21 protein-coding genes are annotated in these 21,923 nt (G+C 68.8%); 5 read left to right on the forward strand and 16 right to left on the reverse strand.

All coding sequences use genetic code 11. The annotated features are described in order from the left end of the window. Positions 1 to 27 precede the first annotated feature (27 nt). The 4 genes from ACIDOCELLA78_RS000000102960 to ACIDOCELLA78_RS000000102975 all read right to left on the reverse strand — a co-directional run bounded on the left by ACIDOCELLA78_RS000000102960 (position 28) and on the right by ACIDOCELLA78_RS000000102975 (position 4,569). Complete coding sequence (locus tag ACIDOCELLA78_RS000000102960; protein WP_201728316.1) at positions 28 to 372, reverse strand: SHOCT domain-containing protein; 345 nt, start codon at positions 370 to 372, stop codon at positions 28 to 30. A gap of 144 nt (positions 373 to 516) precedes the next feature. Next, positions 517 to 1,938, reverse strand: coding sequence for an amidase family protein (locus ACIDOCELLA78_RS000000102965; RefSeq protein WP_201728317.1), 1,422 nt, complete (start codon positions 1,936 to 1,938; stop codon positions 517 to 519). 25 nt (positions 1,939 to 1,963) lie between these two features. Further along, positions 1,964 to 3,247: an ArgE/DapE family deacylase gene (locus ACIDOCELLA78_RS000000102970; RefSeq protein ID WP_201728318.1), complete on the reverse strand. Its 1,284-nt coding sequence runs from the start codon at positions 3,245 to 3,247 to the stop codon at positions 1,964 to 1,966. A gap of 71 nt (positions 3,248 to 3,318) precedes the next feature. Further along, positions 3,319 to 4,569, reverse strand: a complete 1,251-nt coding sequence (locus ACIDOCELLA78_RS000000102975) for an NRAMP family divalent metal transporter (RefSeq protein WP_201728319.1) — start codon at positions 4,567 to 4,569, stop codon at positions 3,319 to 3,321. Positions 4,570 to 4,726: 157 nt separating this feature from the next. Between ACIDOCELLA78_RS000000102975 and cysS the strand changes: the two genes are divergently transcribed. The 3 genes from cysS to ACIDOCELLA78_RS000000102990 all read left to right on the forward strand — a co-directional run bounded on the left by cysS (position 4,727) and on the right by ACIDOCELLA78_RS000000102990 (position 7,461). Beyond that, positions 4,727 to 6,076: a cysteine--tRNA ligase gene (gene cysS / locus ACIDOCELLA78_RS000000102980; protein WP_201728320.1), complete on the forward strand. Its 1,350-nt coding sequence runs from the start codon at positions 4,727 to 4,729 to the stop codon at positions 6,074 to 6,076. Then, positions 6,073 to 6,843, forward strand: a complete 771-nt coding sequence (locus ACIDOCELLA78_RS000000102985; RefSeq protein ID WP_201728321.1) for an RNA methyltransferase — start codon at positions 6,073 to 6,075, stop codon at positions 6,841 to 6,843. Before cysS ends, ACIDOCELLA78_RS000000102985 begins: the two co-directional genes overlap by 4 nt. Positions 6,844 to 6,912: 69 nt before the next feature. Continuing rightward, positions 6,913 to 7,461, forward strand: coding sequence for a bacterioferritin (locus tag ACIDOCELLA78_RS000000102990; RefSeq protein ID WP_249675557.1), 549 nt, complete (start codon positions 6,913 to 6,915; stop codon positions 7,459 to 7,461). 27 nt (positions 7,462 to 7,488) lie between these two features. On the opposite strand, the gene ACIDOCELLA78_RS000000102995 is transcribed toward ACIDOCELLA78_RS000000102990, so the two are convergent. The 12 genes from ACIDOCELLA78_RS000000102995 to ACIDOCELLA78_RS000000103050 form a co-directional block, all read right to left on the reverse strand. Continuing rightward, the gene (locus ACIDOCELLA78_RS000000102995; protein ID WP_201728323.1) at positions 7,489 to 7,992 is read right to left on the reverse strand and encodes an NADH-quinone oxidoreductase subunit B family protein; all 504 of its coding nucleotides are present in this window, start codon (positions 7,990 to 7,992) and stop codon (positions 7,489 to 7,491) included. Beyond that, positions 7,992 to 9,440: an NADH-quinone oxidoreductase subunit C gene (locus ACIDOCELLA78_RS000000103000; RefSeq protein ID WP_201728324.1), complete on the reverse strand. Its 1,449-nt coding sequence runs from the start codon at positions 9,438 to 9,440 to the stop codon at positions 7,992 to 7,994. The genes ACIDOCELLA78_RS000000102995 and ACIDOCELLA78_RS000000103000 overlap by 1 nt, the downstream gene beginning before the upstream one ends. Further along, a complete protein-coding gene (locus ACIDOCELLA78_RS000000103005; protein WP_201728325.1) occupies positions 9,403 to 10,857 on the reverse strand; it encodes a hydrogenase 4 subunit F in 1,455 nt (484 codons plus the stop codon). Before ACIDOCELLA78_RS000000103005 ends, ACIDOCELLA78_RS000000103000 begins: the two co-directional genes overlap by 38 nt. After that, a complete protein-coding gene (locus ACIDOCELLA78_RS000000103010; protein ID WP_201728381.1) occupies positions 10,854 to 11,534 on the reverse strand; it encodes a hydrogenase-4 component E in 681 nt (226 codons plus the stop codon). The genes ACIDOCELLA78_RS000000103005 and ACIDOCELLA78_RS000000103010 overlap by 4 nt, the downstream gene beginning before the upstream one ends. Positions 11,535 to 11,539: 5 nt before the next feature. Then, positions 11,540 to 12,496 (reverse strand): respiratory chain complex I subunit 1 family protein, encoded by a 957-nt coding sequence (locus ACIDOCELLA78_RS000000103015; protein WP_201728326.1) that lies wholly within the window; start codon positions 12,494 to 12,496, stop codon positions 11,540 to 11,542. After that, entirely contained in the window at positions 12,487 to 12,738 is a 252-nt protein-coding gene (locus ACIDOCELLA78_RS000000103020; RefSeq protein ID WP_249675559.1) for a hypothetical protein, read from the reverse strand. The genes ACIDOCELLA78_RS000000103015 and ACIDOCELLA78_RS000000103020 overlap by 10 nt, the downstream gene beginning before the upstream one ends. Beyond that, positions 12,696 to 14,501 (reverse strand): hydrogenase 4 subunit B, encoded by a 1,806-nt coding sequence (gene hyfB, locus ACIDOCELLA78_RS000000103025; protein ID WP_249675563.1) that lies wholly within the window; start codon positions 14,499 to 14,501, stop codon positions 12,696 to 12,698. The genes ACIDOCELLA78_RS000000103020 and hyfB overlap by 43 nt, the downstream gene beginning before the upstream one ends. Then, entirely contained in the window at positions 14,498 to 14,683 is a 186-nt protein-coding gene (locus tag ACIDOCELLA78_RS000000103030; RefSeq protein ID WP_374223242.1) for a transcriptional regulator, read from the reverse strand. Before ACIDOCELLA78_RS000000103030 ends, hyfB begins: the two co-directional genes overlap by 4 nt. A 196-nt stretch (positions 14,684 to 14,879) precedes the next feature. After that, positions 14,880 to 18,149 carry an efflux RND transporter permease subunit gene (locus ACIDOCELLA78_RS000000103035; RefSeq protein ID WP_201728327.1) on the reverse strand — a complete coding sequence of 1,090 codons (3,270 nt, stop codon included), beginning with the start codon at positions 18,147 to 18,149 and terminating at the stop codon, positions 14,880 to 14,882. Further along, positions 18,146 to 19,159, reverse strand: a complete 1,014-nt coding sequence (locus ACIDOCELLA78_RS000000103040) for an efflux RND transporter periplasmic adaptor subunit (protein WP_201728328.1) — start codon at positions 19,157 to 19,159, stop codon at positions 18,146 to 18,148. Before ACIDOCELLA78_RS000000103040 ends, ACIDOCELLA78_RS000000103035 begins: the two co-directional genes overlap by 4 nt. A 39-nt stretch (positions 19,160 to 19,198) precedes the next feature. Next, positions 19,199 to 19,561, reverse strand: a complete 363-nt coding sequence (locus tag ACIDOCELLA78_RS000000103045; RefSeq protein WP_201728329.1) for a rhodanese-like domain-containing protein — start codon at positions 19,559 to 19,561, stop codon at positions 19,199 to 19,201. Then, a complete protein-coding gene (locus ACIDOCELLA78_RS000000103050; protein ID WP_249675565.1) occupies positions 19,558 to 20,031 on the reverse strand; it encodes a helix-turn-helix transcriptional regulator in 474 nt (157 codons plus the stop codon). The genes ACIDOCELLA78_RS000000103045 and ACIDOCELLA78_RS000000103050 overlap by 4 nt, the downstream gene beginning before the upstream one ends. 85 nt (positions 20,032 to 20,116) lie before the next feature. Between ACIDOCELLA78_RS000000103050 and ACIDOCELLA78_RS000000103055 the strand changes: the two genes are divergently transcribed. Next, complete coding sequence (locus tag ACIDOCELLA78_RS000000103055) at positions 20,117 to 21,424, forward strand: NAD(P)/FAD-dependent oxidoreductase (protein ID WP_201728330.1); 1,308 nt, start codon at positions 20,117 to 20,119, stop codon at positions 21,422 to 21,424. After that, positions 21,417 to 21,863, forward strand: a complete 447-nt coding sequence (locus tag ACIDOCELLA78_RS000000103060) for a thioredoxin domain-containing protein (RefSeq protein ID WP_201728331.1) — start codon at positions 21,417 to 21,419, stop codon at positions 21,861 to 21,863. Before ACIDOCELLA78_RS000000103055 ends, ACIDOCELLA78_RS000000103060 begins: the two co-directional genes overlap by 8 nt. Positions 21,864 to 21,923: the final 60 nt, after the last annotated feature.

A 21,923-nucleotide genomic window follows, 5' to 3' on the forward strand; every position in this document is an offset into this window, starting at 1 on the left:
GCTTTGGCCCCCGGCATCGCCGGGGGCTCAATCCCCCAGCAGCCGGCGCCGCGACTCGAATTCGGCGGCGTCGATCTCGCCGCGCGCGAACCGCTCCTTGAGAATGTCGAGCGCCGTGCGCTGCGGCGGATGCGCCGGCCCGTGGGTGAACATTCCGGCGGAACGCAGCACCGCCACCGCCACCATGACGATCACGGCGAGAACGAGGATCATGAAAAAAGGTCCGAGAAACATCGTCGTCCACCCATCATCCCACCACATCATGCCCGGCCTGTAGCCGAATCCGCCCGGTCCCGTCCCGGCCTGCGCGAAGGCGAGGCCTGGCAGGGCGACGAGCGCGGCCGGTGCCGCAATCCGTTTCAGCCTGTTCATGATCGAGCCTCCTTATCCATCAGATTACGAGGCCAATATCGCGGTATCACGCCCGTCTCGGCATTGATCTATATGGATAAGCCCCGGCGCTCCGCGTAACGCTGGCTTGCGCCAACCGGGCGCCAACCGGAACGCAGCGGAAGATCAGCCGGCGCCGCGCGGGTCGACCGGCATGATCGGCGCATCGTCTCGCGCAATCGCGGCGCCGGCGGCGAGCAGCACGTCCTCGCGGAAGGGGGCTGCGACGAGTTGCACGCCCAGCGGCGCGCGGCCGGCGAACCCGGTCGCGACATTCAGCCCCGGCAGGCCGACCAGGGGCAGCGCGATCTGCGTCGCCTGCGCGTCCCACACACGGCGGAACGCATCGGGCCCGGCAAGGTCGAGCCCGTCGCGGAAGGGCAGTTCGCCGGATGTGGGCATCATCAGCACCGGGAAGCGGGCGAGCTGCTGGCGCCAGGCGCGGGCGATGGTGGCGCGGCGCTTCAGCGCCTGGGCAACCACGTCGCCCGGCCAGGATTGTGCCTGCTCGCGGAACGAGTCGATCACCGTCATCGCGCCCGGATCGCCTTCCTGCGCCACGGTCGCGGCCAGCGTGGCGAACCCGTCGCCAAGCCAGAGCTGGATCTGCACCTCGACCGCCTCGCGCATATGCGGCAGGTCGTCGATCGTCTCGACCGTCCAGCCCGCACTCTCAAGCGCCCGGCCGGCCGCGATCAGCGCCGCCTCGACCTCCGGCGCCACCGCCATGCCGCCGGGGCGCAGGCAGAGTGCCGCCCGGCGCGGCAGATCCGGCCCATCGAGCGGTGCGGGGCACCACCACGGGTCGCGCGGGCCGTCCGGATCAGGATCCGGCTGCGCCATCGCCGCCAGGGCCAGCCGCAGATCCGCCATGCTGCGCCCGATCGGGCCGGAGACGGCGGTGATCTGCGCGCCGATGCCGCGCTCGGGCCCCGAGGCGTTGAACGCTGGAACACGGCCGATGCTGGGCCGCAATCCGTGCAGGCCGCAGGCATAGGCAGGGTAGCGGATCGAGCCGGCAATGTCGGTGCCGTGGGCGAAAGCGCCGATCCCGCTCGCGACCGCCGCCGCCGCCCCGCCGGACGAGCCGCCGGGGGTCAGCGCCGGGTCATGCGGATTGCGCGTATCGCCGTGCAGCAGGTTGGTCGTGAACCAGCGCATCGAGAAGGCGGGGGTATTGGTGCGGCCGATGATGACCGCCCCCGCGCGTTCGAGATTGTCGACCACCGGGCTGCTGCGCTGCGCGACCAGGTCTTTCTGCAGGCGGATGCCGTTGGTGGTGGCGAAGCCCTTCTGGTCGATATTCACCTTCACCGTGATGGGAACGCCGGCGAGCGGGCCCGGATCGTCGCCGCGGGCGAGTGCCTCGTCGATCCGTGCCGCGGCGGCCAGCGCCTGCTCCGGGCGATGGTCGATCACGGCGTTGATCGCCGGGTTCGCCTCGTCCAGCCGGGCGAGCGCGGCGGCTGCCGCCTCGCGTGCCGAAACCTCCCGCCGGCGGATGCGCCCGGCGAGGTCGGATGCGGTGAGGTGCCAAAGTTCGGTCATTGTCGCTCCTGTCGTCTCCGCCGGTTCAGCCCGGCTCCAATCCGCACCAGGCGGCGACGAAGAGCGCGATCGCCTTCGTCACCCGCCGCACCGAGGCAAGGTCGACCGCCTCGTCGATCCCGTGAATGCCGCGCGAGACCGGGCCGTAGCACAGCGCCGGAATCCGGTCGTAGAGCGCGTGAACCCGCGCATCGAGATAGGCGCCGGTGGTCATCGTGCCGAGCGGCGCGCCGGTCGCCGCCGAATGGGCGTCGGCCAGCGCTGCCTCCGCCGCCGATCCCGGTTCCAGCACATAGCCCTCGGCGAAGAAGCCGTTGAAGCTGACGCGAGGCTTGTTGTTCGCAAGCATCGGGTCGGTCGCCGCGAAGGCAGCGATCCGCGCCTCGATCTCGCGCGCGGCATCGGAGGCTCGCGTACCGGGATAGAGCGAGATGCGGCAGGAAAGCCGGCATTGGCTCGGCACCGAGGAGGCCCAGTCCCCGCCCTCGATCCGGCCGAGATTGAGGTTGATCGGGTGCGGCTCGGCGGCGAAATGCGGATGCGCGCCCTTGCGCGCGTTCCACTCCGCCTCCAGCCCGCGCAGATCGGCGATGATGCGATACGCGGCATCGATCGCGTTCGCGCCCTCCGCCATGGCGCGCACATGCGCCGGCGCGCCGCGCACCTCGATCTCGAACCAGAGCACGCCGACATTGGCGCGCACCAGCCGCTCGTCCTGCGGTTCGGGAATCAGCGCGGCGTCGGCGCGATAGCCGCGTAGATGCGTCATCAGCGCGCCATTGCCGGTCGATTCCTCCTCGACCACCGATTCGACATGCACGGTGCCCGCCGGCTGGAACCCGGCGCGGCGCAGCGCGTCGAGCGCGAAGATATTGGCGGCGTGGCCGGCCTTCATGTCGGCAGCACCCCGCCCGTGCATCCACCCCTCCGCGATCACCGGCTCGAAGGGCGGATGGCGCCACATATCCGCCGGGCCCGTCGGCACGACATCGACATGCGCCTGCAGGATCAGCGACCGGCCGGCATCGCGCCGCGGGCGATGGGTGCCGATCACGATCGGCGCATCGGAATGTTCGGCCGAAATCCGGCCCGCGCCCGCATGCCGCGCCAGCGCGTCGCGGTCCATCGTGAAGCGGTCCATCGCATAGCCGCGGTCCCGCAGCGCGCGATGAACAAAATCCTGGATCGGCGCCTCGGCGCCGCGGATGGAGGGGAAGCGCACCAGCGCCTGGGTGAAGGCGATCTGCTCGTCGAAGCCGGCATCCACGGCGTCCATCAATCGTGCCGCCAGATCCGGCTCCAGTGTCATCGCCGCCTCCCGTTATTCTGGCGACGATTTGAGAAGCCGCAGCTGCCCCTGTCAAGCAAGGGCGGGCAGGATCAGAACAGACCGGCCCCCGACAGACCGCCATAGACGCCAAGCCCCGCCGTCAGCACCGACATCGCGATCGCGAGCCCGGCATACCAGCCCCGCAGCCGCACCTGCGGCGGCAGCGCCTTGAGGCCGAGCATCACCAGGAAGCCGAGCACCAGCGGCAGCAGCAGCGCGTTCATCACCTCGACGGCGATGTTCAGGATAACCAGATTCGGCACCACGCCGACCAGCACCGCGCCGAGGATCAGGCAGGCGGCATACACACCATAGAACCACCTCGCGCGCAGCGGATGATCCTCCAGCGAGCGGCGATAGCCCGCCACCTCGCCAAGTCCCCAGGCCAGCGCCAGCGAGGCGACGATGGCCGCCACCAGCCCGGCGCCGAGCACGCCGGCGCCGAACACGAGCTTGCCCATCGCCACGCCGAGATAGGGGGTGAGTGCCGCGGTGATATCGCCCACCGTGTTCAGGCTCGCATTGGGGTTGTGCCGGCCGATCGTCGCGGCGGTCGAGATCAGCACCGCCGCCATGACGAGCTGGGTGACGATGGCGCCGATCGCGGTATCCCAGCGCGCATATTTGAAATCCGCCGGCGTCAGCCGCTTATCCGCCACCGCCGATTGCTGGTAGAAGATCATCCACGGCATGATGACGGCGCCGATATTGGCGGCGACAAGGTAGAGATAGCCCGGATCGCCGAGCGCCGGCTGGAAGGTCTGGGCGGCGATCTGCCCCGCATCCGGCCGCGAGACGAAAGCGATGACAAAGAACACCAGCTCGAACAGCCCGAGCCCGATCGCCACCCGCTCGACCCGACGATAGGAGCCGGTGAACGCGACCACGAGCAGGAACACCACCGAGAGCGTCAGCGTCGCCGCGCGGGGGATGCCATAAAGCTCGCCCACGCCGGCCACGCCCGAGAATTCCGACAGCAGCGCCCCGATCGTGGCGACCGCGAGGCCCGCGGCCGAGAGCCACGCCCAGCCCTTGCCGAACGTGTCGCGGATCAGCTCGCCATGGCCCTTGCCGGTGAAGATGCCGAGCCGGACGGTCAGCTCCTGCACGACATACAGGATGGGGATCAGGATGAACTGCAGCAGCAGCAGCCGATACCCCCAGGCGACGCCGGATTGCGACGCCGTGATGATGCTGCCCACCTCGGTATCCGCGAGCATGACCACGATGCCAGGGCCGAGCACGGCGAGAAAGGGCAGGCGCGAACGACGGGAACGCGGTGACACGGCGGTCTGCGACAAGAGCGGTCTCCGGGATAAATTGAGAATGAGAATTATTCTCAATTACTGGTCACGATGGATACAGGACCTCTCAGGTCCTGTCAACGAGCGGGCCGATTCATCGCTGCCGCCGACGCGCCGGTTGACTTCCGCTTGCCCGGAGAGGAAATCCGCGGCCATGATCCAGATCAAGCTGCACAACACGAAAACACGCCGGCGCGAGCCCTTCGTCCCTGCCGATCCCGCGCATGTGAAGCTCTATGTCTGCGGTCCCACGGTCTATGACCGGGCGCATCTCGGCAATGCGCGCACCGTGGTGGTGTTCGACACGCTGGTCCGCCTGCTGCGCCACCTGTTTCCGCGCGTCACCTATGTGCGGAACATCACCGACATCGATGACAAGATCAACGCCCGCGCCGCCGAAACCGGCGAGCCGATCGGCGAGATCACCGCGCGGACCACAAGCTGGTTTCATAACGACATGGCGGCGTTGTATTGCACGCCACCCGATATCGAGCCGCGCGCAACCGGCCATATCGGCGATATCATCGCCCTGATCGAGCGCCTGATCGCCCGCGGCCACGCCTATGCCGCCGAGGGCCATGTCCTGTTCGCCGTCGCGACAGACGCGCAATACGGCAAGTTCTCCGGCCGCTCGCCCGAGGAGCTGCTGGCCGGCGCGCGGGTGGATGTCGCCACATACAAGCGCGATCCGGGCGATTTCGTGCTCTGGAAACCCTCGCCGCCCGACCTGCCGGGCTGGGACAGCCCCTGGGGAAGCGGCCGGCCGGGCTGGCACATCGAATGCTCGGCGATGATCCACGCCACGCTCGGCGAGACGATCGACATCCATGGCGGCGGTGCTGACCTCATCTTCCCGCATCATGAGAACGAGATCGCCCAGTCCTGCTGCGCCTTTCCCGGCTCGGAACTCGCCCGCGTCTGGGTGCATGCCGGCATGTTGCAGGTGAACGGGCAGAAAATGTCGAAATCCCTCGGCAATTTCCGCACCGTGCAGGACGTGCTGGGCGAGGCGCCAGGCGAGGCGGTGCGCTTCCTGCTGCTCAAGACGCAGTATCGCGGCGTGCTCGACTTTTCCACCGCCGCGCTGGCCGAGGCCAAGCGGGAGCTCGACCGGTTCTACCGCGCACTGGAAAAACACGCCGACCCCGCGCCCGCCGCCACACCGCCCGCCGCCTTCATCGAGGCGCTGGCGGATGATCTGAACACGCCCGGCGCCATCGCCGAACTTCATGCGCTGGCCGACGCGGCGATGCAGGGCAATGCCGCCAGCGCCGCAAGCCTGCGCGCCGCCGGCGAGCTGATCGGCATTTTCAACCAGACGGCCGGCCAGTGGTTCCGCGGCGATGTGGCCGACGATGCGCGGATCGACGCGCTGATCGCCGAACGCCTCGCCGCGCGGAGGAACAAGGATTTCGCCCGCGCCGACGCAATCCGCGCCGAACTCGCGGCCGCCGGCATCCTGCTCGAGGACGGTCCCGGCGGCACCACCTGGCGGCGCGCGTGACCGGTCGCGACGAAGGCGCCGATCTCGCGCCGATCGACCCGTCCCCCGTCATCATCCTGGTGCGCCCGCAGCTGGCCGAGAATATCGGCTCGGTCGCGCGGGCGATGGGCAATGGCGGGCTGTTCCATCTCCGCCTCGTCGCCCCGCGCGACGGCTGGCCGCAGGACCGGGCGATGCGCACCGCCTCCGGCGCCTACCGCATCCTTGAAGCCGCGACGGTGCATGACACGGTGGCCGATGCGGTGGCCGACCTGCACCGCGTCTTCGCCACCTGTCCGCGCCCGCGCCACATCGTCAAGCCGCTGCTCACCGCCCGCGGTGCCGCCGCAGAACTGCGCGAGGTCGGCGCCCGCGGCCTCAAATGCGGCATCCTGTTCGGCCCCGAGCGCGCCGGCCTCGACAATGACGACATCGCCTGCGCCGACAGCCTGATCCGCTACCCGCTCAACCCGCGCTTCATGTCCCTCAACCTCGCGCAGGCGGTGATGGTGATGGCCTATGAATGGTGGATCGCCGGCGAGGCCGCGCCGGTCCGCACGTTGCAAACCCACAAGACCCATGTCGCGACCAAGGGCGAGCTGGAAAACTTCCTCACCCACCTGATCGCCGAATGCGACGAGGCCGGGTTCCTGCGCAACGAGCAGAAGCGCCCCGGCATGGTGCGCAACATCCGCCATTTCTTCCAGCGCGGCGAGGTGACGGAACAGGAATTGCGCACGCTGCATGGCATCGTCACCGAACTCGCGCGCGGTCGTCGCGCGCGTTGAGTCGGCGTCCCCATTCTGTCATCATGAGGCCGCCGCAGCGAGGCGGCGATCAGCGGAGTGGACAGCGTGATGGACCAGGTCGAACATGCAGCGCCGAACGCCTTCCTCAACGACGTGCGCGCCGTATCGGCGCAGATGCAGGGCGCGTTCCGCGAGGAACACGCGGCGGGTGCCGACCCCGCGCTTGTCCTGCTGCAAAGCGCGCTGACCGCCGAGATTCTCTGCGTCTGGCGCTACACCATGATGTCGGTCTCGCTGGCCGGGCTGAAACAGCCGCGCATCGGCGCCGAGTTCCAGGAACAGGCGAATGACGAGCGCCGCCACATGGTCGCCATCGCCCAGCGCATCCGCGAACTCGGCGGCACGCCGGATTTCTCCCCGCACGGGCTCGAGACCCGCTTCGGCGAATTCGGCACCAGGGCGGATCTCGCCGGCCTCGTCGAACAGAACCTCGCCGCCGAGCGCGAGGTGATCGGCCTCTATCGCCGGATGATCGACCATTTCGAGCCGCACGACCAGGTCACCGCGCTGATGCTCGCCAACATCCTCGAAGAGGAAAGCGAGCACGCGACCGACATGCAGGACCTGCTCTCGATCGAGACCGGCGGCCACGGCTGAAACGACTGCCGCGCGGTTGCCGAACCGCTACCCCAGCAGGCCGATCAGCCCGCGCAGCAGCATAGCGGGCGGCGGCGGGCAGCCCGGAATCGTGAGCGTGACCGGCAGGACCGACGCCGTGCCCCCGAGGCAGTCCGGGCTCGCCGCGAACACCCCGCCATCGCGCCCGCAATCGCCCACGGCGACGACGAATTTCGGCGCCGGCATCGCCTCATAGGCCAGCCGCGTCGCGGCGCTCATGTTCCGCGTCATCGGGCCGGTGACCAGCAGCACATCCGCATGGCGCGGCGAGGCGACCAGTTTCAGCCCGAACCGCTCCAGATCGTAGAGCACGTTGCCGAGGGCGATGATTTCCAGCTCGCACCCGTTGCACGATCCCGCATCCACCGCGCGGATCGCCAGCGACCTTCCAAGCCGCCGCAGCGCTGCGCGGTCGAGTTCCGCGACCAGCGCGGCGGTCTCGGTGTCGTGCGGCGGAGCCGGCTCGGTCAGGGTGCCGCGATGGAGGCTCTCGAAAAGCGTTCTGCGCATTACAGGTCGCACCCCGAATAGGCGGCATTGAAGCTCTTGTTGCAGAGCGGGAAGTCGGCGACGATGTTGCCCTCGATCGCCGCTTCCAGCGCCGGCCAGAGAAACCACGACGGATCGCGCAGGAACGCATCCGCCACCACCGGGCCGCACAGCCGCACCGCGGCGAAGATATCGCCCCTGAACCCTTCCGCCAGCGCGCAGCCGAATGCCTCGCCGCCGCTTTCCGGCAGCGCCGCACGAATGCCGCCCTCCGGCAACGCGTCGAGCATGTCGCCGATCAGCGCGGCGCTGGCGCGGATCTCGGCGATCCTGATCCGCGCCCGCGCATCGACGTCACCGGCCGAGAGCGACGGCACGGCGGGCGCGTGGCGGTCATAGGGCGGGTAGGGCGCATCGCGCCGGGCGTCGAAATCCTGCCCCGCGGCGCGGCCGACATAGCCGCCGCAGCCAAGGCGGCGGGCGAGATCGGGAGCGAGCCGCCCCGCGCCGACCACCCGGTCCTGCAACGAGGCGGTCTTGCCATAGAGTTCGACCAGCCTCTCGAACCGCCCGAGCCACGCCGGCAGCTCGGCCCGCAGGGACGCGGCGGCCACGGGCGCCAGATCGGCGGCAACGCCGCCGGGGACAATGCGGTCCATCATCAGCCGGTGGCCGAAACAGGCATCGGCCTGGCGCAGGATCGTCTCGCGCAGCGCGCCGGCATGGGCGTTGATCAGCGGGAATCCGGCATCGTTGCAGATCGCCCCGAAATCGCCGGCATGATTGGCGAGACGTTCGAGTTCCGCCATCACCCCGCGCAGGGCGGAGGCTCGTGGCGGCACGGCAACCTCGCGCGCCGCCTCCACCGCCCGCGAAAAGGCCCACGCATAGGCCACGGTCGAATCGCCGGAAACCCGCCCGGCCAGCCGCACCGCGGCATCGGGCGCGCTGCCCTGCATCAGCCCGAGCGTGCCCTTGCGCGTGTAGCCCAGCCGCGCCTCCAGCCGCACGATCGTCTCGCCGTTCACCGTGAAGCGGAAATGCCCCGGCTCGATCGTCCCGGCATGGATCGGCCCCACCGGAATCCGGTGCAGCCCCTCGCCCTCGGCGGGCAGGAACGCGAAATCCCGCTCATGGTCGAGCCAAGGGCGAGGATCGGGCAGTCCTTCGGCGCGCAGCCCGCTCGCATCCTGCAAGGCCCGCTCCATCAGGATCGCCCCCGGATGATATTGTCCGATCGAGGGATAGGTGCCGTCCTCCGCGCGCAGCGCGATCACCGCGAGATCGCTCCCATCCGGCCGCCGTGTCGCGAGATGAACGCGCGAACCCGCGTCATCTCCTGTCGCCCAGACCGCGACCAGCACCCGCGCCCCCGCGGCGAGCGAAGCGCCGGCGGCGCGCCATCCGGCGGCATCGACCATAAGCGGCGCGTCAGCCGAGCAGGGCAGCGGCATGGGCGAACCAGTCATACAGAAATCCCGGCAGCGCGATGCCGACGGCGAGCACGAGCGCGAGATGCAGCAGCAGCGGCGTCGCGGCGGCGGAACTCGGTGCGTCGCCCGGGCTCGGCGCGCCGAAGCAAAGCCCGGTCATCCGCAGCAGCAGCGCGCCGAAGGCGAGCAGGATGCCGAGGCCGAGCAGCACCGCGAGCAGCGGGGCGCGGGCGAAGGTCGAGGTGATCAGCAGGAATTCGGAGGTGAAGATGCCGAAGGGCGGCAGGCCCGCAATCGCCGCGATGCCGGCCACGAGTGTCCAGCCGAGAAAGGGGTGGCTCGCCGTCAGTCCGCCGATCTCGGCGATTTTCTGCGTCCCCTTGGCCTGCGCCACATGCCCGACCGCGAAGAAGATTGCCGACTTGGTCAGACTGTGCATCGCCATCTGCAACAGCCCGGCGAGATTGCCGATCGGCCCGCCAATGCCGAAGGCGAAGGTGATGATGCCCATGTGCTCGATCGAGGAATAGGCGAACAGGCGTTTGATGTCGCGCCTGCGGTAGAGCATGATGGCGGCGAAGAACAGCGTGACGAGGCCGAACCCCTCCATCAGTCTCCCGGCGGCGATGCTCGCATGGCTGGCGGCGAGCAGGATCTTGAAGCGCAGCAGCGCATAGAGCGCCACGTTCAGCAACAGGCCGGACAGCACGGCCGAAATCGGCGTCGGTCCCTCGGCATGAGCGTCGGGCAGCCAGGCGTGCATCGGCACCAGCCCGGATTTGGTGCCATAGCCGATCAGCAGGAACACGAAGCCGACATCGAGCAGCGCGGGGTCGAGCGCGGCGGCATGGCGGAGCAGGCCGGTCCACTGCATCGCCTTCATTCCGCCGCCCAGCGCCGGCTGGGCCGCGAGATAGACCAGGATCGTGCCGAACAGCGCGAGCGCGATGCCCACACTGCCGAGGATGAGATATTTCCACGATGCCTCGATCGCCGCCGGCGTGCGGTAAAGCCCCACCATCATCACCGTCGACAGCGTGGCGAGTTCGACGCCGAACCACATCAGCCCGAGATTGTTGCTGACCAGCGCGAGATTCATCCCAAGCATCATCGCCTGATACATCGCGTGATAGAGCCGCAGGTGATGCGGCGCGAGGCGGCCGGTGTCGATCTCGTGGCCGATATAGCTCGCGCTGAACAGGCTGGTGGTGAAGCCGACCAGACCGTTCAGCAGCAGGAAGGCGATGTTCAGCCCATCGACCAGGAACAGCCCGTCCGGCGCCGGCTGGCGGAACAGCAGCACGGCGGCGGCGGCAACCGTCGCGAAACTCGCCAGCGCGTTCAGCCGCGCGGCCAGCCGCCATGAGGGTATGAAGGCGAGCAGCAGCATGGCGCCGCCCGGAATGGCGAGGGTGCCAATCACCGCGGCGAAGGCGGCGCCCGCCCCGGTCATTGCAATTCTCCCCGGAACGCGTCCAGCGCCGCGCTGTCCACCGTGTCGAACCGCTCGCGGATGCGGAACAGGAACACGCCGATCACGATGAAGGCGATCAGGATCGAGAAGGCGACGCTGATCTCCACCACCAGCGGCATGCCCTCGGCACCCGCGGCGGCGAGGATCAGCCCGTTCTCCAGCATCATGAACCCGGCGATCTGGCTCACCGCGTTGCGCCGTGTGACCATCATCAGCATGCCGATCAGGATGACCGACAGCGCGAGTGCGAGATCCTCCCGCGCCAGCGCGTCGGCCTGGGCGGCGGTGCGCAGCATCACCAGCAGCGACAGCGCGACGAGGCCGATCCCGGCCAGCATCGTCAGGCTGATCCCGCCCACCGTCTCGACCTCGCGATGGATGTCGAGCCGCTCGATGATCCGGTGCAGCGCCAGCGGAATCGCCACCGCCTTGAACCCGATCGCGATCGCCGCGGTGATGTAGAGTTCCGGTGCGCGCTGCAACCAGGCCTGCCAGCCGACCGCGATACCGAGCAGGGCCGCGTGCAGCGCCAGCACATTGACGAGTGCGGGCAGCCGGTCCTGATACAGCATCATCAGGCTGACCAGCACCAGCGCGCCCGCCAGCACATGGGCAAGGCCGAAGGCGGTGGCGCCGGGGGTGAAGGGGGCGAGCATCAGCGTCACAGCGAGGCCGACATGAACAGCAGCAGCGTGCCGAGCAGGCCGAGCATCAGCGCCGCGCCGACGAAATTCGGAATCCGGAAGACCCGCATCTTGGCGATCGTCGTCTCGAACCCGGCCAGCGCCACCGCGCCGAAGCCCAGCTTGCCGGCATAGCTCGCAAGCCCCAGCGCGAGGGCAGCGGGCCCGGCACCCGGCGGCGCGATGCCGAAGGGCGCGAAGATGCAGGCGATCAGCGACATGTAGAGCAGCAGCCGCATCGCCCCGGCCAGCTCGATCAGCGCGAGGTGCCGCCCGGAATATTCCAGCACCATCGCCTCATGCACCATGGTCAGCTCCAGATGCGTCGCCGGATTGTCGACCGGGAATCGCCCCGTCTCGGTCAGCCCCACCATCACCAGCGCGACCAGGCCGAGCGCGAGCGACAGCCTGAGCCCCTCGGCGCCGGAATGCATGAAGGTGGCGATCGCCGAAAGCTGGCTGGTGCCGGCGACGAGGGCGACGGTGAAGACGATCATCAGCATCGCCGGTTCGGCGAGCGAGGCGAGCATCGCCTCCCGGCTCGCGCCGATGCCGCCAAAGGCGGTGCCGGAATCGAGTGCCGCCAGCATCTGGAAAAAGCGCGCGCTGCCGAGCAGGGCTGCGATCACGATCAGGTCGCCCGACCATGAGAATTGCAGATTGGTCGCGAATTCCGGCACCAGCGCCGCGGCGACCCAGGTGGCGGCGAAGATCACGTAAGGGGAGACGCGGAATAGCCATGAGGAGTCCTCCGGCACCACCGCCTCCTTCGCCACCAGCCGGGCGAGATCGCGATAAACTTGCAGCAGCGGCGGCCCGGCGCGGCGCTGCAACCGCGCCTTGACCTTGCGCACGAAGCCGGTCAGCAGCGGTGCCGCCAGCAGCGCGATCGCCATTTCCAGCGCCTGCAGGGCCAGATGCACGATCAGGCCCATAGCGCCACCGTCGCGAGCAGGATCAGTAGTGTGACGAACACCATCGCGAGATAGCGCCGTATGGTCAGGAATTGCAGCCGGTTGGCACGGTCGGCGGCGCGATTGATCAGTGCGGCCAGCGCCAGCGCGCCGCCATCCCACACCGGATCGGTTATGCGCGCGGCGAAGCGAGCGGGCGCGGTCGCTCCCGGCGGTGGCATCACCACCTCGTCGCGGGCGCGGAACAGCAATGTCGCGAACACGCGGCGGATCGGCTGGCTGAACCCCGCGGGCGAATATTGCGTGCCCGCCGGCAGCGCCGCGTCGCCCGCGGTGAGAAAGCCGCACCCCAGGGCACCGCCCGGCGCAGGGCGCGCGAGCCGAAGCGATGCAGCCCCAGCGCCGCAAGACCGCTGGTCACCGCGATGAACAGCGCGATCAGTAGCGGATCGTACGAACTCTGCCGCGCCGGCACCGGCAGCAGTGTGAGCCCGCTCCAGCCCGGCCGCGCCGGCAGCGACACCCCGGCCAGTTCCCGTACCACCGGGGCGAGATGGCCGAGCACCAGCGCCGGCATCAGCCCGAAGATCACGCAGAGCGACGCGAGCCCGATCATCGCGGCGCGCGAGATCCCGTCGGCCTCATGCGCCGTGGCGGCGGCCGCGCTGCGGGGGCGGCCGAGATAGGCCATGCCGTAAAGCCGGACGAGACAGGCGCTGGCAAAGGCCGCCGCCAGCGCCAGCAGCGCGCCGGCCGCCGGCACCGCGAGCTTGAGCCCGAATTGCGGCAGCGACGGGCTGAGCAGCACCGCCTGCAACAGGAGCCATTCCGAGGCGAACCCGTTCAGCGGCGGCAGGGCCGCGATCGCCATCGCCGCGACCAGCATCGGCACCGCGCTGACCCGCATCCGGTGGATCAGCCCGCCAAGCTCGGAAAGCCGCCGCGTGCCGGCGCCGTGCTGGATCGCGCCGGCGCCGAAGAACAGCGTGCTCTTGAACAGCATGTGGTTGAAGGCGTGGAACAAGGCGGCGGTGAGCGCGAGGCTCGCGGCCAGCGCCAGGCCATCGGCCCGGAAGGCGAGGGCAAGGCCCAGCCCCGCGAAGATCAGTCCGATATTCTCGATCGTGCTGTAGGCGAGCACGGTCTTTACATCGTCTTCCAGCAGCGCCTGCAGCACGCCGAGCACGGCGGAAACCGCCCCCGCCGCGAGCACCACGAGCCCCCACCACCAGGCGGCCGGCCCGGCGAGATCGAAGGCGATGCGGATGAAGGCATAGACCACCACCTTCGTCATCACCCCGCTCATCAGCGCCGAGACATGGCTCGGTGCGGCGGGGTGCGCGCGCGGCAGCCAGACATGCAGCGGCATCAGCCCCGCCTTCGACCCCGCCCCCAGCAGCGCCAGCAGCATCGCCACATCAGCCGTCCATTGCGGTCTGTGCGAGGCGATGATGGCGGCGAATGCGTATGCCCCGCGCGGCCCGGCGAGCAGGCCGAAGGCGAGCAGCAGCATCAGCGTGCCGGCGCTCGCCATCAGCAGATAGACGAACCCCGCCAGCCTCGTCTCCGCCCGCTTGTGGTCCGCCATCACCAGCGCCCAGGAGGCGAGCGACATCAGCTCCCAGAACAGCAGGAACCCGTAGGCGTCGGCCGCGATCACCACAAGGTTCATCGCCGCCAGAAACACCGGGTAGAAGGGCAGCACGCGCCACGGTTCGGCCTCGTGCCGCCCGTAGCCGAGCGCGTAGAGACTGGCGGCCGCACCGCCGAGATCGACCAGCACGAGGAACGCGGCCGATAGCGGATCGACGGCGAAGCGCATGCCGATCCCCGGCAGGCCGAGCGGCAGGGTGACGCCCGGTGCCCGGCCGCCGAGCGCGCCAAGGGCAATGGCAAGTGCGACCAGTGAAACGGCGAGCGACCCGCCATAAACAACCATTCGCCCTGCATCGCGGCGGGACAGAATGGCGCCCGCCGCGCCGAGCGCGAGCCAGGCCAGGGCGCAGACCAGCAGCGCCGCCGTCACGTCCCGCTCTTGAGGCGCACGCCGCGCCCGCCAGTGGCATCCGATACATCGCCGGGCCGGATCACGATGATCCCCGCCCGATCCAGCGCGTCCAGCAGCTTCATCAGCGAGTCGACATTGCCGCGGATCACCCCCTCGCTCGCCTCCATCCGCTGGATGGTCGGCAGCGACAGGCCGGACAATTCCGCCAGATCCCGCTGGTCGATGCGAGCAGGGCGCGCGCCGCCTTCAACTGACCGGAAGAAATCATGTATGAAACATCATCTCATGCGTTTGAACCATCATAAATAATCGGCAGCTCATACCGGCACGCATTTTGTTCGCAGCAGGAATGCGCCCGGCACGCAGCGGCGCGCCGGGCGACGGGTCAGGAGCCGGTCAGGACACGATCCGGTCCGGGTCGCGCATCACCACGTAGATCGCCGGGATCACCAGCACCGTCAGCAGGGTGGACGAGGCGAGGCCGAACAGCAGCGAGATCGCCAGGCCCTGGAAGATCGGGTCGAGCAGGATCGTCGAGGCGCCGATCATCGCCGCGAGCGCTGTCAGCAGGATCGGCCGGAAGCGGATGGCGCCGGCCTCCAGCAGCACCTCGCGCAGTGTCAGCCCCGGCCGCGCGCCGTGGCGGATGAAGTCCACCAGCAGGATCGAGTTGCGCACGATGATGCCGGCCAGCGCGATGAAGCCGATCATCGAGGTCGCGGTGAACTGCGCGTGCAGCAGCCAGTGCCCGGGCATGATGCCGATCAGCGTCAGCGGCACCGGGGTGAGCACCAGCAGCGGCACCTTGAAGCTGCGGAACTGTGCCACCACCAGAACATAGATGCCGAGCAGCGCGACGAGGAACGCCGCCCCCATGTCGCGGAACGTGACATAGGTGATCTCCCATTCGCCATCCCAGAGCAGGGTCGGGTGCGCCTCGCTCGCCGGCTGGCCGCGGAAGCTGATCACAGGTTTCGGCAGCTTTCCCCAGTCATGCTGGTTGATCAGCTTGTCCACCGCGAACATCGCATAGATCGGTGCCTCGAACTTTCCGTCCAGCTCGGCGGTGACCATGTCGGCGAAATGCCCGTCGCGCCGGTAGAGCACGCGCGAGCCCTCGCTGCGCGTCACATGCACCACCTGCCCGAGTTCGACGACCGACTTGTCCGCCGGCACTGCGTTGGCCGGCACCGGCGTATCCGCCAGTTGCTGGCTCCAGTCGAGCGCCCGATTGGGCAGGCCGATCGCGATCTCGATCGGCAGTCTGTTCTCGCCGCGATAGGAATAGCCGACCTTCATGCCGCCGAAGAGATCCTGGATCGTGTCATAGACATCGGCCTGCCGCACGCCGAAATATTCCAGCCGGTCCTGGTCGATCGCGATATGCAGCTGCTTCTGCCGATGCCCCCAGGAATCGTCGACATCGACGATGTAGGGCACCTTCCTGAACAGCTTCTTGACCTCCTGTGCGACCGCGAGCCGCGTCGCCTCGTCCGGGCCGTAAATCTCGGCGAGCAGGGTGGCAAAGACCGGCGGGCCCGGCGGCGCCTCGACCACTTTCAGCACAGCTCCCTTCGGCAGCGCCAGGCGCCTGAGCAGGCGCCGGCGCAGCTCGCCCGCGATCTGGTGGCTCTGCTGCGACCGCTCGCCCTTGGGCGACAGCATCACGTGCAGGTCGCCCTGCCAGGGCTGGTCGCGCAGGTAATAATGCCGCACCAGCCCGTTGAAATCGAAGGGCTGCGGCGTGCCGGCATACACCTGCATGGACCGCACCTCCGGCATCGTCCCGGCGATCCGCGCGGCGGCGAACAGCGTCTGCTCGGTCTGCTGCACGGCGCTGCCGGCGGGCAGGTCGATCAGCACGTTCAGGCTCGACTTGTTGTCGAACGGCAGCAGCTTCACCGTCACCGCCTCGGTATAGAACATCGCGCAGGCGGCGATGGTGGCGATGCCAACCAGGGCGAGAAACAGCCCGGCGCGCCGCCGTGTGCGCAGGATCGGCGCGGCAACGGCGCGGTAGAGCCGCCCCAGCCGGTCCGGATGCGCCGCCGCCACCCCCGCCTCATGGGCGAGGGCAGGGGTGGTCAGTTCGAGAAACTCGATGTCTCCGGCCCGGTCTTCCTCGGTGAAGCGGTCGCGCCCGGCCAGCTTGTACATCAGCCACGGGGCGATGATCATCGCGGCGAAGAACGAGAACATCATCGCCGCCGAGGCGTTCACCGGGATCGGCGCCATGTACGGCCCCATCAGACCCGAGACGAACAGCATCGGCAGCAGCGCCGCGATCACCGTCAGCGTCGCGACCACCGTCGGGTTGCCCACTTCCGCCACCGCCTCGATCGCCGCCCGCCGGCGCGAGCGCGTATCCGGCATCGCCCAGTGCCGCGCGATGTTCTCCACCACCACGATCGCGTCGTCCACCAGGATGCCGATGGCGAAGATCAGCGCGAACAGGCTCACCCGGTTGATCGAGTAGCCCATCATTTCCGAGGCGAACACGGTGGCGAGAATGGTCGTCGGAATCACCACCAGCGTCACCACCGCCTCGCGCCAGCCCACCGCGAAGGCGATCAGCACGACGATGGAAATCGTCGCCAGCCCGAGATGGAACAGCAGTTCGTTCGCCTTCTCGTTGGCGGTGCGCCCGTAATCCCGCGTGACCTGCACCGAGATGTCGGAGGGGATCAGCGAGCCTTCGAGGCTCTTCACCCGCGTCAGCGCGGCGTCGGCCACCACCACGGCGTTGCTGCCCGCGCGCTTGGCCAGCGCCACCGTCACCGCCGGCGCCGTGCGCCAGTGCCCGGCATCATGCGTGATGGCGAAGACATGGCTCTGCAACGGCGCCGGCCCGACGACGACATGGGCGACATCCCGCAGATAGACCGGCCGCCCGTCCCGCGTGGTGATCAGCAGCAGGCCGATATCCGGCACGCCGAACAGCGTCTGCCCCGCGGCCACGTCGCGCAGCCCGCCGCGGTCGAACACGCGGCCGGCGATGAAGCTGCGATTGGCGTCGGCCACCCGTGAAGCGAGCTGCTGCAGCGTCACGCCATAGAGCATCAGCTTGTCCGGTTCCGGCTCGACGCGGATCTGCATCGGGTCCGATCCGGCGATGTAGCTGAGCCCGACATTCGGAACCTTGATCAGCTGGTCCTGCAGCTTGGTCGCGATCTGCGACAGCGCGCCCTGGGTCCAGTGTGTCGCCGCCCCCGGTTTCGGCGCGAGGGTGAGGGTGAGGATCGCGACATCGTCGATCCCGCGCCCGACCACCAGCGGCGGCGGAATGCCGATCGGGATGCGGTTCATGTTGGCGCGGATCTTGTCGTTCACCCGCACCACCGCGGCATCCTCGTTGGTCCCCACCCGGAAGCGGGCGGTGACCAGCACCTGGTCGTCGCGGGTCTGGCTGTAGATATGCTCGACGCCGGGGATCGCCTTCAGGATCGTCTCCAGCGGCTTGGTCACGAGTTCCGCGGCGTCGGCCGCCTTCAGCCCGTTCGCCTGCACCATCACGTCCACCATCGGGACATGGATCTGCGGGTCCTCGTCGCGCGGAATGGTGGTGATGGCGACCAGCCCGGCGGCCAGCGCCGCGAGCAGGAACAGCGGCGTCAGCGGCGAGCGGATGAAGGCGCGGGCGAGCCGCCCGGAAATGCCGAGCCTCACGGCCGCACCAGCACGTCGCCCGGCACGAGGCCGGCAAGGATCTGCACCCCGTCGGGCATCGCGCGGGTCGGCAGCGGCAACCCAAGCTGCACCGGTGCGTCGATCACGCTGCCATCCTTCTGCCGCAGCCTCACATAATCCTGGCCGAAACGGGTGAACACGAAGCCGGACGGCACCACGATCGTCCGCCGCTCACCTGCCGGCACAAAAACCCGCACGCGTTCGCCCACGAAATAGCTGCCGATCCCCTTCACCTCGGCATCGGCGCGCACATCCCCGGCGACGATCTGCGGATAGACCAGGGTGATGCGGCCGAATTGCGCCCCCGCCAGGCCGAATTCGCCGCCATCCAGCCGCACCATGTCGCCCACCTTCAGATGCAGCGCGTGCCGTTCGGGAATCCTGAGGCGGAGAATGAAATTCTGCTCGGCGACGGTTGCGACCGTGTCGCCCGGCAGCACCACCGTGCCATCGGTCACCGGCACGCTGAGCACCCGCCCGGCGATCGGCGCCAGCACCGCGCCCTCGTCCTGCTGCTGGGCGGCCACGGCGCGCTGCGCGATCCGCGCGCGGAGCGTGCTGGCGGCAACATCCACCGCCGTCCGCGCCTGGTCGAGCTGCTGGCGCGACACCGCGCCGCTATGCGCCAGCGCCGTGGTGCGCCGTAGATCGGTCTGCGCCTGGACGAGGCTCGCCCGCAACCCCGCGATCTCGGCGTCCAGCGCCTTGATCTGCAATTCGAGCTTCCGGTCGTGCACGGTGGCGATGACCTGCCCCGCCGTCACGCTGTCGCCGTCATGCACCGTCAGGGCGGCGACGGTCCCGCCGATCCGCGTGCGCGCCGGCACCACGTTGCGGCTTTCGACGGTGGCGAACACGGCCTTCTGGTCCGGCACCATGCGGGCGGCGACGGTGAAGGTCGCCGCGGGCGTTGCGGCACCTGCCGGCGCCGCCCCGAACAGGAGCAGGAGCGGCAGCAGCAGGGCGGGAAGGGAGAGCGGGCGGGGCATGCTGGCGTTCCTTGTCCGGGGCGGCGCGATGGCGGGAGGTCAGCGGCGGTCGATCACCTGGCCGGTGGCGGAATCGAGCGCGACATACGGCATCCCCGCCGCTTTCCACGCCATCATGCCGCCGGCGAGATGGGCATTCACCGCAAGGCCGGCCTCGCGACACTTCGCCGCCGCCATCGCCGAGCGCTTGCCCGAGCCGCACTGAAACACGATCGGTTTGCCGGGGTCCTGCGGCAACATCGCCGGATCGAAGGTGGAGAGCGGAAACAGCATCGCGCCATGAATGCGCTCCACCGCGAATTCCTGCGGTTCGCGCACATCGACCAGCAGGATGCGGCCGGCGCGCAGGTCGTCATGCACGGTGGCAGGGTCGAGGTCGCGCAGAGGTGTAGGTGTCGTCATGTCGAAATCTCCGTTGTCGATGAAGGATCGGGCGCCGCGCAGGTCGCACCCTCCGGACTACAATAAATTCCGGCAAGGGCCGCAATCACGGTGCGGGCCGGTGCGCTGGCGATGGAATACCGGATGCTCTGCCCCTCGCGCCGTGCGGTCACCAGCCCGTCCTTGCGCAGCAGCGCCAGGTGCTGGGAGACCGCGCTGTCGCGGATCTGCAGGAACGCGACCAGCTCGCCCACCGACCGCTCGCCGTCGAGCAGCTGGCAGAGAATGAGCAGGCGATGCCGGTTGGCCAGCGATTTCAGCAGATCGCTGGCTTCATCGGCCGCCAGGTTCATCGCGTCGACATCCAGTTTCATACTTGCGTATATACGAATATATGCATATATTGTCAATTGTGGCGGCGCCGGAACGTCCGGCCGCACCGCAGCGGCAGTGTTCTCCCGGCTGTCCGCGCGGGCGTTGATCCAGGTCAAGCCGGCGTCGCCGCAAACCAATTAACATCGCCCCGGGCGCGGCGGAGCGCCGCCTTCGCCGGAGCGTTCGGAAAGGCAGGAAAGCATGGCAGAGATTGTGGTCCTTGGCGCGGGGCTCGGCGGCACGCTCGCCGCGTTCGAAACCGCGGGACAGATCCGGCCGGAAGACAGGATTACCCTGATCGGCGAGCGGAACACGTTCCAGTTCACGCCGTCGAACCCCTGGGTCGCCGTCGGCTGGCGCGACCGCGCGGATATCGAGGTCTCGCTCGACAAGGTGACGCGCCGCAAGAACATCACCTTCCGCACCGAGGGCGCCGCCCGTGTGCACCCTGCCGAAAACCGCGTCGAGCTGAATGGCGGCGACAGCATCCCCTACGACTATCTGATCATCGCTACTGGCCCCGAACTCGCCTTCGACGAGATTCCCGGCTGCGGCCCGGAGCGGAACACGGTCTCGATCTGCCAGACCGATCACGCCGCGTCCGCCTTCGAGGCGTTCGAGCGCTTCTGCGCCAATCCGGGGGCGGTCGTGGTCGGCGCGGTGCAGGGCGCATCCTGCTTCGGCCCGGCCTACGAATTCGCCTTCATCCTCGATCGCGAGCTGCGCAAGCGCCGCCTGCGCAGCAAGGTGCCGATGACCTTCGTCACCTCCGAACCCTATATCGGCCATCTCGGGCTCGATGGCGTGGGCGACACCAAGTCGCTGATGGAGAGCGAGTTGCGCCATCGCCACATCAAGTGGATCACCAACGCGAAGATCGCCGCGGTGGACGCGGAAAAGGTCGTGGCCGAGGAAGTCGACACCGACGGCCAGACGATCGCGACCCACGACCTGCCCAGCCGCTTCACCATGTTCCTGCCCGCCTTTCGCGGCGTGCCGGCGCTGCGCGGCATCGAGGGGCTGGTCAATCCGCGCGGCTTTGTGCTGATCGACGAGCACCAGCGCAATCCGGCCTATCCGAACGTCTTCGGCGTCGGCGTCTGTGTCGCGATCCCGCCCGTGGGCAAGACGTCGGTGCCGGTCGGCGTGCCGAAAACCGGGTTCATGATCGAGTCGATGGTCACCGCCACGGCGCATAACATCGGCGCGCTGCTGCGCGGCGAGGCGCCGCACGCGCGGGCGACGTGGAACGCCGTCTGCCTCGCCGATTTCGGCGATGGCGGCGTGGCCTTCGTCGCCCAGCCGCAGATCCCGCCGCGCGACGTCAACTGGGCCTCGACCGGCGCCTGGGTGCATCTCGCCAAGATCGGCTTCGAGAAATATTTCCTCCGCAAGATCCGCGCCGGCGAGAGCGAGCCCTTCTACGAGCGCTTCCTGATGAAGCAGCTCAATATCCACAAGCTTCATCACAACGACCGCAAGTCAGCGAAAGGAGCGGGCCATGGCTGACGCGACCCATATCGTCTGTCCGCATTGCGGCGCGGTGAACCGCATCCCGCCGGCGCGCCCGGCCCGCGCCGCGCAATGCGGCGCCTGCCATCGCAAGCTGTTCGACGGCCATCCCGTCGCGATCGACCAGGCCGGCTTCGAGCGCCACGCCGAGCGGGACGGGATTCCCCTTCTGCTCGATGTCTGGGCGCCGTGGTGCGGACCGTGCCGGATGATGGCGCCGCAATTCGAGCAGGCGGCGGCGATCCTGGAACCGGAGGTCCGGCTGCTCAAACTCAATGCCGACGAGGCGCCGGAGGTCTCCTCCCGCCTCGGCGTGCGCGGCATCCCGTCGCTGTTCCTGCTCAGGGGCGGCCAGGTGATCGGCCAGAGCGCCGGGGCCATGAGCGCGCAGGCCATCGTCGATTTCGCGCGCCGTCACCTCGCGGCGGCCGCGTGATTTTCAGAGCCCCATCCGAGCAGATGGAGTCATCTGACCGGATAAAGATGCTCTGTTAAT

Source organism: Acidocella sp. C78, assembly GCF_907164655.1.